This is a genomic window from Pedobacter sp. AC402 (genome assembly GCF_979252805.1).
Window position 1 is genome coordinate 1 of record NZ_CEEDAI010000013.1, and the last position, 16291, is coordinate 16291.

11 protein-coding genes and 1 pseudogene are annotated in these 16291 nt (G+C 39.0%); 4 read left to right on the forward strand and 8 right to left on the reverse strand.

Annotation, left to right across the window (positions count from 1 at the left end; translation table 11 throughout):
• Positions 1–518 precede the first annotated feature (518 nt).
• The 4 genes from AC0IWE_RS22770 to AC0IWE_RS22785 all read left to right on the forward strand — a co-directional run bounded on the left by AC0IWE_RS22770 (position 519) and on the right by AC0IWE_RS22785 (position 6899).
• Positions 519–986 (forward strand): hypothetical protein, encoded by a 468-nt coding sequence (locus AC0IWE_RS22770; RefSeq protein WP_471794867.1) that lies wholly within the window; start codon positions 519–521, stop codon positions 984–986.
• 68 nt (positions 987–1054) lie between these two features.
• The gene (gene dinB / locus AC0IWE_RS22775; RefSeq protein ID WP_471794868.1) at positions 1055–2377 is read left to right on the forward strand and encodes a DNA polymerase IV; all 1323 of its coding nucleotides are present in this window, start codon (positions 1055–1057) and stop codon (positions 2375–2377) included.
• Between the two features lie 14 nt (positions 2378–2391).
• Positions 2392–5397 carry a DNA polymerase III subunit alpha gene (gene dnaE / locus AC0IWE_RS22780; protein ID WP_471794869.1) on the forward strand — a complete coding sequence of 1002 codons (3006 nt, stop codon included), beginning with the start codon at positions 2392–2394 and terminating at the stop codon, positions 5395–5397.
• Positions 5398–6395: 998 nt separating this feature from the next.
• Entirely contained in the window at positions 6396–6899 is a 504-nt protein-coding gene (locus AC0IWE_RS22785) for a YdeI/OmpD-associated family protein (protein WP_463494347.1), read from the forward strand.
• 291 nt (positions 6900–7190) lie between these two features.
• On the opposite strand, the gene AC0IWE_RS22790 is transcribed toward AC0IWE_RS22785, so the two are convergent.
• The 8 genes and pseudogenes from AC0IWE_RS22790 to AC0IWE_RS22825 form a co-directional block, all read right to left on the reverse strand.
• The gene (locus AC0IWE_RS22790; RefSeq protein WP_055911461.1) at positions 7191–7925 is read right to left on the reverse strand and encodes a polyprenol monophosphomannose synthase; all 735 of its coding nucleotides are present in this window, start codon (positions 7923–7925) and stop codon (positions 7191–7193) included.
• 445 nt (positions 7926–8370) lie between these two features.
• Complete coding sequence (locus AC0IWE_RS22795) at positions 8371–9852, reverse strand: peptide MFS transporter (protein WP_463494351.1); 1482 nt, start codon at positions 9850–9852, stop codon at positions 8371–8373.
• Between the two features lie 65 nt (positions 9853–9917).
• The gene (locus AC0IWE_RS22800) at positions 9918–11513 is read right to left on the reverse strand and encodes a peptide MFS transporter (RefSeq protein WP_463494353.1); all 1596 of its coding nucleotides are present in this window, start codon (positions 11511–11513) and stop codon (positions 9918–9920) included.
• A gap of 147 nt (positions 11514–11660) precedes the next feature.
• A complete protein-coding gene (locus tag AC0IWE_RS22805) occupies positions 11661–12557 on the reverse strand; it encodes a hypothetical protein (protein ID WP_471794870.1) in 897 nt (298 codons plus the stop codon).
• Between the two features lie 38 nt (positions 12558–12595).
• Positions 12596–13772, reverse strand: a pseudogene (locus AC0IWE_RS22810) (acetyl-CoA C-acyltransferase).
• A gap of 790 nt (positions 13773–14562) precedes the next feature.
• Positions 14563–14730 (reverse strand): type II toxin-antitoxin system antitoxin, encoded by a 168-nt coding sequence (locus tag AC0IWE_RS22815; RefSeq protein ID WP_471794871.1) that lies wholly within the window; start codon positions 14728–14730, stop codon positions 14563–14565.
• A 2-nt stretch (positions 14731–14732) separates the two neighbouring features.
• Entirely contained in the window at positions 14733–15254 is a 522-nt protein-coding gene (locus tag AC0IWE_RS22820; protein WP_471794872.1) for a hypothetical protein, read from the reverse strand.
• A gap of 5 nt (positions 15255–15259) precedes the next feature.
• Complete coding sequence (locus AC0IWE_RS22825) at positions 15260–16117, reverse strand: SPFH domain-containing protein (protein WP_055912012.1); 858 nt, start codon at positions 16115–16117, stop codon at positions 15260–15262.
• Positions 16118–16291 lie beyond the last annotated feature (174 nt).

Genomic DNA, 16291 nt, shown 5'->3' on the forward strand with positions numbered 1-16291 from the left:
AAGCGGTCGTTATTGCTTAGGTAGGAAGCAATCTTTCATGCTAGTGATCCTTGCCATAAAGATTGCTTCGTCGGCTGAAAAAGCCTTCTCTCAGCAATGACGCAAAATGACACAGGATTACAATCTATGAATTCTCTGTGCTTTCTGTGTTTCCGTGGCTAAAAATGATCTCTGTGTAAATCTGTGGTTAAAACCCTTCGACTACATGCTAGTGAGCCTTGCCATAAAGATTGCTTCGTCGGCTGAAAAAGCCTTCTCGCAATGACGCAAAATGACACGACCATAGAATTACAATCTATGAATTCTGTGTGCTTTCTGTGTTCCGTGGCAAACTGAACTGTGTAATCTGTGGTTAAAGTCCTTCGACTACATGCTAGTAAGCCTTGCCATAAAGATTGCTTCGTCGGCTGAAAAAGCCTTCTCGCAATGACGCAGGATGACACGACCATAGGATTACAATCTATGAATTCTCCGTGCTTTCTGTGTTTCCGTGGCAAAAAACTGAACGGTGTAAATCTGTGGTTAAAGTCCTTCGACACTATGAACGTCTCGCAATTGACACTGGAAGGTTCGCAAAGGACATTGAACGTCTCGCAATTGATGCTGAAGCTTGCGCAATTGATACTGGAAGGTTCGCAAAGGACATTGAACGTCTCGAAATCGATGCTGAAGCTTGCGCAATTGATACTGGAAGGTTCGCAAAGCACAGTGAACGTCTCGCAATCGATACTGAAGCTTGCGCAATTGATACTGGAAGGTTCGCAAAGCACAGTGAACGTCTCGCAATCGATACTGAAGCTTGCGCAATTGATACTGGAAGGTTTGCAAAGCACAGTGAACGTCTCGCAATTGATACTGATTTTTTTTCGATCTATGTAGAAGGTAAGGTACAAATGCTATTTCTGTCTTCTCATATTTCCGTGGCCAAAACCTTTTTGATAACAAACATTAAAACTAAAAATGTTAGTATTATGTTCATAAGTTAAAGCTATAGATCATTAATAAAACTAATTATATTAGTATTTTTGATCTCAATTATCCCACTTGTATAGAAATGGAAAAAGAAAGGCAGATTATTCATATGGATCAGGATGCATTTTTTGTGTCGGTAGAAATTAGAAAGAATTCCAATTTAATTGGGAAACCCGTTATTATTGGGGGCGGCGGTGATAGGGGCGTAGTCGCATCCTGCAGTTACGAGGCGCGTAAATACGGGGTACACTCGGCAATGCCCGGGCGTACGGCCAAACTACTTTGTCCGGGGGCAATATTTTTAAAAGGCGATATGGAAGAGTATTCAAAGGCTTCGCACGAAATCACCGAAATTATTGCCGATAAAGTTCCGCTTTTCGAGAAAGCCAGCATTGATGAGCACTATATTGATATGACGGGTATGGACCGCTTTTTTGGTTGCATGAAGTTTGCTTCCGAACTCAGGCAAACAATTATCAGAGAGATGGGCCTGCCCATTTCCTTTGGCTTATCCATCAACAAAACCGTAGCCAAAATTGCTACAAACGAATCAAAACCGGATGGCGAATTGCAGGTTACCTATCCCGAACTGCGGCCATTTCTCGATCCGCTGGCCATTCATAAAATTCCGGGTATCGGCCACGCCACCTATAAAAAACTGAGCGAAATGGGAGTGCGCGAAATCCTTACACTCACACAGATTCCTCAACAGCTGATGTTTAAAATATTGGGTCAGCAGGGATTAAGTTTATGGCAAAAAGCCAACGGGATCGACCTTTCGCCGGTTGTGCCTTACCGCGAAAGAAAATCAATAGGTACACAAGCCACTTTCGAAAGCGATACGATGGATATGGCCAAACTGAAAGCCATTATCACCGGAATGGTTACCGGATTAACTTTTCAGTTGCGCAACCAAAAAAAACTAACCGCCTGCATTACTGTAACCGTACGTTATACCAATTTTGAAACAGTTACCCAGCAGGAAAGAATTCCATACACCTCACTCGATTCGTTTTTGATCAGCAAGGCACATAACCTGTTCGAAAAATTATATTCAAAACGGATGTTGCTGCGTTTGGTGGGGGTAAAGCTTTCGCATTTAGTAAGCGGTTACGAGCAGATTGGTTTATATAATATCGCCGAAGAAGAATACAGTCTTTACCAGGCTATGGATAAGGTGCGCAATCATTACGGTGCCGAAGCGGTGGTAAAAGCCTGCATAGTTACGCAGCCACCCCGCGATGAAAAGGGAAAAGTGATAAAATACAATCCCCGCAAAAAGAAAGTGCTGATTGGGAATACGGAAGAAGGAGAGCCGAAAGAAGATTTGGAAACAAGAAAACGATCCAAAATCAGGAGTTTTATGAGCGAAAAAGGCACAAGGGGTACAAAATCATATGATTAGCGATGTTTTTAAATGTGCATTCTTCATATAGCCTGAAATATGGAACGCTGAGTGTTGAGCAGTTGATTGCTACTGCGCGATCGCTTGGCATTCACCAGATGGTATTAACCGATATCAACAATTCAACCGGTGCGGTAGAATTTATACGTGAATGCTACAGGCAGGGGATTGCCAAAGAGGCTGATGAAATACACAAAGGGAACATTCCATATCAGCTTAAACCGGTAGCAGGTATCGAATTCAGGCTCAACAACAGGTTGTTGTATGTGGGTATTGCCAGAAACAGGGAGGGCATGCGCGAATTAAATGAGTTTTTGAGTCACCACAACATCAACCACATTCCCTTGCCCGAAATTCCGCCCGAAATGGAAAACGTATACATTGTATATCCCTTTCAAAAAACTCTAAATAAAACACTAAAGGAAAATGAATTTGTAGGAATTCGCGCCAAACAGCTTAACCTTTTGTATCAGCACCCGCTTTTAAAACAAAAAGAAAAATTGCTGGTGTGGCATCCCGTTACTGTAAATGATAAAATTACCCACCGTTTGCACCAGTATTTTAGGGCCATTGAGCTCAATACGCTTTTAAGTAAAGTACCCGAAGAACAAAAATGCGATGCAGACGAATACCTGATTCCAGAAGCAGTACTCACGCAGAAATTCGAACAATATCCTTTTATTGTTCAAAACACACAAAAACTGATAAACAGTTGCGATTTAAGTGCCTATTTTGAAGATAGTGCGGTGCCTAAATCTAAAAATAAGCTTTTCTACACCAGCGAAGGCTTGGCCGGAGATAAAAAAATGCTTCGCGAGCTGGCCGAAGAAGGGTTAAAATACCGCTATGGCGAAAACAATCCGGAAGCCGTTAAGCGTTTGGAAAAAGAATTGCGGATTATTGAACTTAAAAACTTTTGCGCTTATTTTCTGATCACTCACGACATTGTAAACTATGCCATGAATACCTGCGGTTTCTATCATGTTGGCCGTGGCTCAGGCGCAAACAGTATTGTAGCCTATTGCTTGCGCATTACAGATGTAGATCCGATTGATCTTGATTTGTACTTCGAACGTTTTCTCCACGAAAAAAGAACCAGTCCGCCAGATTTTGATATCGATTTTTCATGGGATGAACGCGAAGTAATACAGCGTTATATTTTTAGCCGCTATCCTAAATGGCATGTTGCTTTTTTGGGTACAATGAGCACTTTTAAAGATCGGGCAATCATCAGGGAAATCGGTAAAGTGTTGGGTTTGCCCAAGGGCGAAATCGATGGTTTTACCGATCCTACAAAAGAGCGCGAAAACTTGCTGAATGCTACTTACAAGAAGCTGCTGGCTGTATACCAATACATGAAAGGAATGCCCAACCAGCGATCTATCCATGCCGGGGGGATTTTGATTTCCGAAGAACCGATTACCTATTATACCGCTTTGGATATGCCCCCAAAAGGTTTTCCAACCGTTCAATGGGATATGTATGAAGCTGAAGCCATTGGTTATGAGAAATTCGATATTTTAAGTCAGCGCGGTATTGGGCACATTCGCGAGGCCGTACAACTGATTAAGAAAAATAAAGACCTGGATATTGATATACACGATTTTAAAACTTTTAAAACAGACAGGAAATTAAATGCTATCCTTAAAGAAGGCCAGCCCATAGGTTGTTTTTACATCGAATCGCCGGCAATGAGGCAATTGCTCAAAAAGCTAAAATGCGAGAATTACCTTACTCTAGTGGCCGCAAGTTCAATTATCCGGCCAGGTGTGGCCAGCTCGGGTATGATGAAATCGTATATCGAACGCTACCATGCACCCGATAAGGTGGTATACCTTTGCGAAGTGATGAAGGAGCGGCTTAGCGAAACCTATGGCGTAATGGTATACCAGGAAGATGTGATTAAAGTTTGCCATTATTTTGCAGGTTTGGATCTGTCTGATGCTGATATTCTTCGTAAAGCCATGAGTGGTAAATACCGTTCAAAACTTGCTTTCGAGGAACTGGTAAAAAAGTTTTTTGCCTCCGCACGGAAAGAAGGCCACTCCGAAGAACTCATTACAGAAGTATGGCGGCAAATCTCCTCTTTTGCAGGATATAGCTTTTCTAAAGCCCATTCTGCATCTTTTGCGGTAGAAAGTTATCAGAGTTTATACCTCAAAACCTATCATCCGATGGAGTTTATGGTAGCCGTGCTTAATAATTATGGTGGCTTTTACAGCAGGTGGGTGTATGTGCACGAGTTGCAGAAAACTGGTGCGAAAGTACATTTACCCTGTGTTAACCGTAGTGATGAAGTGGTAAACATCAATGGCGAAGATGCCTATCTGGGTTTTATTGGTATCCAGGGTTTAGAAGGAAAATACATTCAGACCATTCCGCAAGAACGGAAGGCAAACGGAAAATATCTCGATCTAGAAGATTTTGTGAAACGCACCTGCATTTCCCTTGAACAAGCCATTATTTTAATCCGTTTGGGCGCACTGCGTTTTACAGGCAAAGACCGTAAAACCCTGCTTTGGGATGTGCACAATTACTTAGGTTTTAAGCAGAAGAAAGTAAACCATGCCGAACTTTTTAAACTAAGTTACAAAACCTACCAGCTTCCCGAACTGGCCGATTCCGAACTGGAAAATGCCTACACAGAATTGGAGTTATTGGGTTATCCGCTTAATTATAACATGTTCGATTTTCTGAAAACACCTTACAGGGGCGATACCATGGCCGCAGATATGCATAAACATTTGGGTAAAACAGTAAGGATGGTTGGTAACTATGTATGCGAAAAAACAGTACATACCATTAAGAATACCAAAATGTGGTTCGGTACTTTTTTAGATGCCAATGGCGACTTTTTTGATACCACCCACTTTCCCAATTCCACACCTATGTATCCTTTTAAGGGAAAAGGCTGTTACCTTATTTTAGGAAAGGTAGTAGAAGATTTTGGCTTTCAAAGTATCGAAGTTTTAAAGTTTGCCAAGCTGGATATCCGGATGAACCCGGTAGCGATTGATTAAGCATCATTAGGGGAAATAAGCTTAGAATTGAGTCGTCATTACGGGTGTAGCCGAGAAATCTGCTCGTTTTATAACTCCAAGGTCTGTGTCTCCACAACCCTTTTTATATTTATTCACTACCTATTTTAAACAATGGTGTCATCCTGAGTGATAATTTATGATAAAAATATAAGTGACATGATTTTAAAGAAATGAATATCCTATGGGTATCGTCATTGCCGTAAGGGTTTTTCAGCCGACGAAGCAATCTTACAACAATCGCTACAACATGCGCTATAAAATCGAAGAAAGCTCCCTTAAGTGTAACCCTTAAAAGATTCTTTCCTGTACAGAATGAGCTTTAAATTCCTTAAGTAATTAAAACTAAAAGTAAACTGTTAAGTAGTTTTAAAACCTGATTTGAAGATAATGAGCCGATTAATTCTGCTAATCGGCTCATAAATTGGATTGTTTTTGAGCCGATTAATAATTTTATGAATTCTGTTATGCGGTTGAATTAATTTTCTTTTAATTTTTCAGAAAATATAAATAACAATTAAGTCGTCATTTCGAGCGTAGTCGAGAAATCTGCCTAAGATATTTTATCGTGAGATCTCTCCATTCCGCTCCGCTTCAGTCGATAATATCTTTCCTAACTCCAAGGTCTGTGTCTCCACAGACCTTTTTATATTAATTCAGTACATATCTTAAGCAAAAGTGTCATCCTAAGCTTGTGGTAGGGCTTGCTTAAATTCCCCTAAAACGTTTCGGAAAAATTCAACGTGACAAATATATAAACCAAAGATTTTGCGGTGATAAACTGTAATGAATGTTCATTTAAAGAAAGCTTTCGATCGGAAACATCGCCGTAATGAAACCCCAATATCAATTGATCTCTCCATTCCGCTGCGCTTCAGTCGAGATGACGCTGTGTTATTAATAATCAGTTTATAAAGTAATCTACTATTGCTAAAGTATTATTCATTTACAAGTTAAAACATAATATTTATCTTTAAACCATGATCCACTTTAAAGCAGAGATAGAACGTTTTGAGAGCATGGGTGAAAAAACTGGCTGGAGTTATGTGTTTGTTCCGGCGGCATTGGCAAACGAAATTAAGCCTGGTTGCAAAAAAAGTTTTAGGGTAAAGGGTAAGATAGATCAACTTGAAGTTGCCGGAATGGCAACCACCCCTATGGGTGAAGGTGATTTTATAATAGCTTTAAAAAGCGAAGTCCGTAAAAAACTAAAAAAGGAATCCGGTGCTGTTGTTGAGCTATATTTAGAAGAAGATAAAGATTTCAAGGTCGAAATGCCCGAAGATCTCGACATCTGTCTCTCAGAAGAAGAACATTTAATGCATAACTTTTTAAAACAGCCTAAGTCGCACCAGAACTATTACATCAACTGGATTAACCAAGCCAAAACAGAACCTACACGGACTAAAAGAATCGTGATGACGGTTAAAGCGATGGATAAGGGACAGGATTTTGGTACAATGATAAGGGAAAGTAAGTTGTGAGTTTGGAGTTTTGAGTTCGGAGTCTCGCAAAGAGCAAACAGCTAGGTATTTAGAACTCCCAGCTTCTGTTTTTAAGTCCCAAATTTAAATTATTCAGCATTTAGAAACTCCAGGCTCCCAGCTCCAAACTTAAGACTGCGGAAAGTAAGTTGTGAGTTTGGAGTTTTTAGTTCGGAGTCTCGCAAAGAGCAAACAACTAGGTGCTTAGAACTCCCAACTCCTGTTTTCCAGTCCCAAATTTAAATTATTTATCATTTAGGAACGCTAAACTCCAGGCTCCCAGCTCCGAACTTAAGACTCCCTTTTATAACTCCTAAACCAACTCCAAACCTTCATTTGTATTACACCTAAAAAGGCTTCTCTAAAAATACGGGTGCTCATTTTGGATGTACCTTCGGTGCGGTCGGTAAAAATGATGGGAACTTCTACCACTTTAAAACCAAATTTAATGGCGGTAAATTTCATTTCGATCTGAAAGGCGTAACCCACAAATTTAATTTTATTTAACGGAATAGTTTCCAATACAATTCTACGGTAACATTTAAAACCTGCAGTTGCATCCTGAATGTTGATCCGGGTAATAAAACGCACATACATCGAAGCAAAGTACGACATTAAAACCCTTCCCATAGGCCAATTTACCACATTTACACCCTTAACATAACGCGAGCCTATGGCCACATCTGCACCATTTACGCAAGCCTCTCGCAAGCGGGCCAAATCATCCGGGTTATGTGAAAAATCTGCGTCCATTTCAAAAATGTAAGCATAATCTCTTTGTAAAGCCCAATTAAAGCCATATATATATGCTGTACCCAAACCTTGTTTGCCTGCACGTTCTTCGATAAATAAATGCCCCTCGTACTCAGCCTGTAACGATTTAACGATTTCAGCAGTTCCATCCGGAGAACCGTCATCAATAATTAAAACATGAAAAGGTTGTGTTAAAGAAAAAACCTTTCTAATGATCTTTTCAATATTTTCCTTCTCGTTATAAGTAGGTATGATGACTAAACTATCTGACACGTTGCTTGTGGTTATTTAATAATTAAGCTTTGAATGTATATAATTGAATTATATTTTGCTTTTAAACTGCGAAAGTAAATATTAAAAGTGAAACCTTTATGAAAATTCATTAATTCGGAATGATTAGCGTGTTCAACTAAGTTTTTCAGCTTCTCATTGGTGTGGGTTTGTAATCCGGATCGTTATTTAAATCCCTTCGAGCTTTAACCTTCATTTTTCTAGGTACAAACCTTTGTTCCTAAACCCGACAGCAGCGGCAGCTCCCGACTTTTCGTATGGACTATAGCGAATGGCGGGATAGCAGGCCTCCAAGAACTACTGTTCCCTCGTTTCCAAAATGCCCACCTCTTCTAACAATACTCGATCTAAGCACAGGCTAAGATTTTTCTCTCTGAGTGATAGAAAAGATTATCCTTCAACTACGCTAAGGATAACACTTTATTTTCTACCGCACTTCCTGCATCAACCTTTTAACCAGTTGTGAAAAAATAATCAGCGCCAAACCTGCAATTAAAGAATATATGGCCAAAGATTTATAACCTTCAGTATAGGCCATTAACTTTGTAGACAACGAAGCATGATCAATACTCGACATCTCTGCGCCTAACTTTCCGGCAGCCAACTGGCCAAAAGCACTAGATAAAAACCAAAGTCCCATCATCATTCCAAACATTTTCTTTGGAGAAAGTTTTGTAATTATCGACATGCCAATCGGCCCCAAACAAAGTTCGCCGAGGGTTAACAATAAATAGGCGAGGGTAAAAACGTTTAAAGAAGTTATGCCTTGTGCATTTGCAAAGAATCTTGTGGCATAAAACACATAAAAACTTACCGCCAGTAGCAGGAAACCGATCCCGAATTTTACAACAGTATTCGGTTCAATTTTGCGTTTATACAATCCCAACCATAAAATACCTACAATCGGACTAAAAACAATTACAAATAATGAGTTAACACTATTGTTTACCACATTTGGGTCGATATTAAAGAACAAAATTTTATGATCAAGGTTATCCTTCGCAAACAAAGAGAGAGAACCACCGCTTTGCTCCGATATAGCCATGAAAATAAAGTAACAGAATATAAAAACGAAAGCAGCTAACAGCTTGTATTGAGCCTTTTTGTCTTTAATTTTAAAGGTTTCGAACAAGAAGTAAATCAAAGCCACAGCACCAATCGTGTACATGAAATAATCGGTAAAAGCGGTATTTTTTACCATAATGTAAATCAACGGGATGCACAATATCGACCCTGCGTAAACGGCAATTTCTGAAAACTGCTGTCTTGATTTTTTAAGGTGCAATAACGGAGAATTTCCGATAGGCCCTAAATGTTTTTTAGTAAAAATGAAGGTGCCCAAGCCAAACATCATCACCAATGCAGCCGATAAGAAACACAAATGCCAGTTATAATATTTGCCCAGGTAAATGCACATCGCGCCGCCCAGCAAACCACCAACATTTATACCGGCATAAAAAAGACCATAGCCCGCATCTCTGCGGTTATCCTTTTCATGGTACAATTCGCCCACCATTGAGGAAACATTGGGTTTAAAAAAACCTGTTCCGATAATAGATAAAGTAATGCCTACATAAAAAAGGTCGTGCGGAGAAAAAGCCAGAACCAGGTTGCCAATAATCATTAAAGAACCACCCCAGAATAACGATTTCCTGAAGCCCAAAATCTTATCGGCAAAAATACCACCTATAAAGGTAAAAGCATACACAAAAGCCTGTATGGCACCATATTGTAAATTTGATTTTTGATCGCTCAGGCCCAATTGTTCAACCATGAAGAAAGCCAATACCCCGCGCATGCCATAAAAACAGAAACGCTCCCACATTTCTACCAGCGATAAATGCCAGAGCTGTTTTGGATATTTACCCTCAAAATTTTGAATATCTTCTATTGAAACTGTTTTTTCCATTAAATAGGTTTAAAAATTAAAAGCCCGATTGTAGATCGGGCTTTTTGGTAAAAATATATTTTTGATTAGTGAACACCATGCATCCATTTGCGCAAAATAGGGCTTATGGCAAACATAATTAAACCCGCAACAATTGGTATTATAGTGAATATTAAGAAGAATGTAGAAATTGAATAAGCAGAACTTATTTTGTCAATCAAAGATCCGGTTGCACCAGCTAAATAATTACCAATAGCTGTACAAGTAAAAAATACACCAAACATTAAACCAACAAGGTTTGAAGGTGCAAGCTTACTCACATAAGATAATCCGACAGGAGAGATGCACAACTCACCAACAGTGTGGAAGAAATAGGCAAAAATTAACCAGAATAAACTTACTTCAGCGGAGGTAGCTCCTTGTGGAATTGATGAGCCGCCATAAGCTAAACCTGCAAAACCGATACCAACGAAAATCAATCCAAAACCGAATTTTACAGGTCCGCTAGGATTAAATTTGGTTTCCCAGATTTTTGAAACAATAGGGGCCAAGGATACAATAAAGAAAGAGTTTAATACACTGAACCATGAAGCAGGAACTTCGGTACTTACCGATCCCATTTCTCTGCTTACCTTCCAGATTGCCAACACCCAGATGATGGCAAAACTCAATAGTGTAAATAAAATGGTTGCAGGATATTTTTTGAAAATTTTTCCGGCTAACGAAAGCAGTACGAAAGTTACAGCTACCAATGGAAATATGGTTAAAATCGCATCAACCCATTTAAAGGTAGTTGCTGCTCCGCCGGTTAAGTTTCTGAGCGTATAATCTTTAGCAAAGATGGTCATTGAACCACCTGCCTGTTCGAATACCATCCAAAAGAAAATGGTAAAAATAGATAAAATAGCAATCACCCATAAACGTTGACTTCTAACCTTTGCAGGAATTTCTTCAACAGTAGGATCTGCCTTTTCGACTGCTTTGGTTTTATCAACAGCAGAGCCGATTACTCCAAAAATTTTCTGTGCGAAATAGAACTGTAGCATGCCAAAAAGCATAAAAATACCAGCAAGGCCGAAACCATAATGCCAGCCTACTTTTTCGCCGATATAACCACACATTAACATGCCGATAAATGCTCCGGAGTTAATACCCATGTAAAAAATAGCGTAAGCACTATCTTTTTTATCACTGATTGGTGGATATAGTTTACCTACAATTGAGGAAATATTTGGTTTAAAAAAGCCGTTACCGATAATTAACAATAGCAAACCAATATAAAAGAAGTTGGTGCTGATGCCTTCCATTGCCATTGCGGCATGGCCTAGCGTCATAATAAAAGCGCCGATGATAACAGCTTTTCTATAACCTGTAAATCTATCGGCAATTAAACCACCAAGTATTGGTGTAAAGTATACTAAACCTGTATAAATAGCATAAAGCTGTAAGGCTTCTGGCCGTGGCCAGCCCCAACCGTTTTTGCTTAAATCACTAATCAGGAATAAAACCAGAATGGCACGCATTCCATAGTAACTGAATCTTTCCCACATTTCGGTAAAAAAGAGTACAAAAAGGCCAACCGGATGGCTAAATAATTTTTCGGGTGAAACGCCTTGACTGTTTAAATGGAGGTCTAGTTCCTTATCATGGTCAATACTAATGGTTTCATTAGATGTTTGCATAAAACATTTGTTGGTTTTAGTTTATGAATTCAGAATTTGTGTGTTGTTTAAGCTAGTTTAGCAGGGCGCAATATAGTCAGCGATTGGCAAACTCACAAATTTTTAAGTAATGTGTAAGGTAATGATTTAGTTAAGCTGTGTTAAAAATCAGAACTTTCGGATGGGTTTTACATTTTTCTTTGGGTCGGCATAAAGTTCGTCGCTCGCATCAGGATCGTTGTTAAGTGTCAGGTCTTCTTGCAGTTTTAATTTTCCGCCAATAATTTTAAAACCATCAAAAGTACCATCCGATCCATAATATTCGAATTTGTCTTTTATTTCAGGATCAAAAGAGGCCAGGTGATCAAATACAATCATGCCCGCTTTTAAATCTGTTTTTAAAGTCATGGCATTCGATTTTGCATATTCAAATATCATCCTGTTCTTTCCTTTCAGTTCTTTTCCGTCAAAAACCGGAGCACCAAAAGTAAGGTTGTCCTTATCAAAAGAAAGCACCTCAATTACCTTTTTAGTAGTTGCCTGTGTGTTTCCTTTCCAGCCTAAAAGTACGTAATAAGGCATTCGGTTGCCACTCGTTACCGGAACAATTTCGTAATACCTCGCGCCAAACCATTTCTGGTTGTTGGTAATGATATTTGGATCGTTCAGATTTTCAGTCTGATCGATTAGTGGGTAAAGTTTTAACGGGCCGCTTTTGGTATTCAGTTGTATGGCACCATAATAACGATAGTTGCCATTTTCCAATAGTACATACCAGCTTAATATCCTGAAAGCCTGGTCTGGAGATTTAATTACCGATACATTTTTGAGTGAATCAAAGGCGAATGCAAAAGAATTAGGTGCTTTTAAAGCTTCAACCAAAGTTTTTACAAATTTGCCATTTATTGCTAATTTCTGGTCATCACTTTGCGCTGCAACAACATTTGCAGAAATTTTAATCAGCGTATCCTGAAAAATAACCAATTTATTTGGGCTTTGCTGTGCTTTTAGGTTAAAGCTGAGCAATCCTGTAATGAAAAGGATATAAAAGCTGTAATGTTTCATATGCAATTAACGGCCCATAATAATCTGCCGACCCAAAATTATAACTTTTCGATAACTAATGCGCTTGCGCCGCCACCCCCGTTGCAAATTCCTGCAACGCCTATTTTTCCTTCATTTTGTGCCAATACCGAAAGTAAAGTAACTACAATTCTGGCTCCGGAAGCACCAAGCGGATGCCCTAACGATACTGCGCCACCGTTTACATTAACCTGATCTTCGTTTAAGTTCAATAATTGATTGTTAGCCAAAGAAACTACAGAAAAAGCCTCGTTAATTTCAAAATAATCAACATTTTTAATATCAATATTTGCTTTATGCAAAGCCAGCGGAATGGCTTTTGATGGGGCCGTTGTAAACCATTCTGGTGCCTGCTGTGCATCGGCATAGCCTAAAATTTTAGCTAAAGGTGTTAAACCCAGTTCTTTTGCTTTATCTGCACTCATTAAAACCAAAGCAGCAGCACCATCATTAAGTGTAGATGCATTTGCTGCCGTTACTGTTCCATCTTTTTTGAAAACAGGTTTCAGCGAAGGTATTTTGTCAAATTTAACCGCTGTAGGCTCATCATCCGTATCAACCACAGTAATATCGCCTTTACGGTCTTTAACCTCTACCGCTATAATTTCGCCGGCAAATTTGCCAGATGTTTGTGCAGCTTGTGCTCTTTTATATGATGTGATGGCAAAATTATCCTGCGCTTCGCGACTGATATTACATTCTGTTGCACAAAGTTCGGCAGCATTGCCCATATGGTAATCATTATAAACATCCCATAAACCATCTTTTACAAGCCCATCAGTAAGCTGTCCGTGGCCTAACCTGTAACCGTTCCTTGCTTTATCAAGGTAATATGGCACATTGCATCATGCTTTCCATTCCGCCGGCAACAATTATGTCGTTATCACCGTTGGCAATACTTTGTGCGGCAAGCATGATGGCTTTTGTACCCGAGGCGCATACTTTATTTATTGTGGTTGCAGGTAAATCTGGTAAGCCCGCAAATTTTGCAGCCTGTGTGGCTGGTGCCTGACCCAAATTAGCAGATAATACATTGCCCATATAAACCTCCTGAATTTGATCTGGCTTTAAACCAGCTTTTTCGATGGCTGCTTTTATAGCAAAACCACCAAGTTGAGGGGCAGAAAACTGAGCTAATGAGCCTCCAAAACTGCCAATAGGTGTTCTTACAGCTGATACAATTACAACTTCTTTCATGTGCAAATTTTTATGAATTTTTGGTTAGGCCGCTAAGTTAGTTAAACCCCGCAGGTTTCCAAAGCCTGTAAGGTTTATAAATAACGTATGAGAAATTCATTTAGCACATTGATATTGTATTTTTATTAGTCGTTAAATCAAGAAAGTTAAATGTGCTTGGTTAGTTGTTTGTTTTGAAAAGGAGTGGTTCCGTGTAAATGGCTGTCTGCGGTCCTGCTATCCCTTCAAGTCCTCACCCGATGAAAAATCGGGTTGCGGGCTTTCCGTTCTATCAGGTTTATTTTACCAGAGATAGTGTGCCTTAGGTCTGGTTGCCAGGTGCCTAAATTGAATTTATTTAAAACGGTGGGTTTTGCGTAACGACCAAATCAGTTTGCAGTTGATAATAATCAGATGCCAGTTCTCAGTTGCCAGTCTGCAGTTAGTAATTGCCAGTTATAAATGGCAATATTTAGTCCTGTAATCCTTTCAATTCCAACCGATAAAAAAAATGGGCCTTATACTTGGTTGCCAGGTGCAAAAATTAAATTTATTTAAAACGATGAGTTTTGCGTTAGGGATTGTAAGGGTTCAGTACCGATCCTTCATCGGTACCGAAGCGTAGCGCAGCCCTGAAAAGCCCGACCCCATACCGATTTTTCATCGGTATAGGGTAACGCCCAAATCAGTTTACAGTTGATAATAATCAGTTACCAGTTACCAGTTACCAGTTACCAGTTTACAGTTGCCAGTTGCCAGTTTGCCAGTTATCACTTGCCCGGTTTTCAGTTAACAAATAACAATTCGCAATTTATTCTTCTTTCGTTCTCCCTTTCTTTCGCGTTTTCAACGCCTGGGTAAGTAAAAACTCAATCTGCCCGTTGGTACTCCTAAACTCATCGGCAGCCCAGGTTTCTACTTCTTTTAATAAAGCAGCACTAATTCTTAATACAAAAGCCTTTTTATCTTTCTCCGCCATTCTTATTGTATTGCTTGTATATTATACCTCGTTTTCAAATTAATCAGGAAAATTTCAAGGTCTTCTATTTTATTAGAACTGAACAATAATTTTTTGCCGTTTTTAAATTCAATCTGTAAACCTTTGTTTTTATCGTTAAGAATATAGGCTTTATCATTAAATTTAAACCAAAGTCTGTTCCGCACACCAAATCCACCATAATCACCTAAAGCATCATATTTATTGATGTAAACCTTTTCCATGTTGATCCAGTTTAACAATTTAAATTTTCTCTGAAATGGAAAATACTTATAGGAAATGCCTTGGCTCCCGATTTGCACAGTCAATTTGTTTTTTTGAAGCATAAAAATGATAGCAAAAGGAAGTATTACCGCCCAAAATGGAGCAAAGTAAGTGGATTTTAAAGTTTCGAAACTCATTCCGCCTTTATCAAAAAGCACAATACTCAGCACCATAACAGCATCGATTGCCAGTAAAATATAAAGCCACCAAAGTTTTAAACCTTGTTTTTCCTCGAATTCCATTTTACCTAATTGTATAAGGTTCCTGTATTTACCACGGGTTGTACATGCCGATCGCCACATAAAACAACCAATAAATTGCTCACCATAGCAGCTTTGCGTTCTTCATCAAGATCAACTATTCCTTTTTGTGATAATTTTTCCAATGCCATTTCTACCATACCCACAGCACCTTCTACAATTAATTTACGGGCTGCAATAACGGCGGTAGCTTGCTGGCGCTGTAACATGGCGCTGGCAATTTCGGGCGCATAGGCTAAGTGAGAAATTCTGGCCTCTAAAACTTCAATGCCCGCTCTTGATAAACGTTCGTTCAGTTCATTTTCCAATAATTCACTTACTTTTTCGGCACCATCTTTTAAGGTAATGCTGGTTTCCTCGCCCTCAGCATGGTCGTAAGGGAAAATATTGGCCAGGTGCCTAACTGCAGCTTCACTTTGGATGTTAACATATTGCATGTAGTTTTCTACAGAAAAAACAGCTTTTGCCGTTTCATTTACTTTCCAAACCACTACAGCAGCAATCTCAATCGGATTTCCAAGCTTATCATTCACTTTTAACTGTTGCCCGTTCAGGTTATTGGCTTTAAGCGATAGGCGTCTTTTAGTAGTTAACGGATTTACCCAGAAAAAACCATCTTGTTTAACGGTACCCAGATATTTACCAAACAGGGTGAGTACCATGGATTGATTGGGATTGATAATTAAAAAGCCGGGGAATATTAAAAATAAATCTACCGCGAGCAAAATCCCACCCCAGAGAAAAATTTCCGATATAAAACAGAAAATTGATGCACCCAATAGTGCGATGGATAATGCAAATGTTAAATACCCGGATGGAGGGCTGATAATTTTTTCTTGATACATAATTGATATTAATTTGATATCATAAAGTAAAATATAAAATCTGGTAATTGCAAACAAAATCTCTAAAATGTATATTAGATAAAAATGTTATTTTTGACAGTACAATAAATACATCGTTTTGGCTAAAATCAAGAGAAACTCACATAAAATCCTTTATCGTAAATATTCATCAAA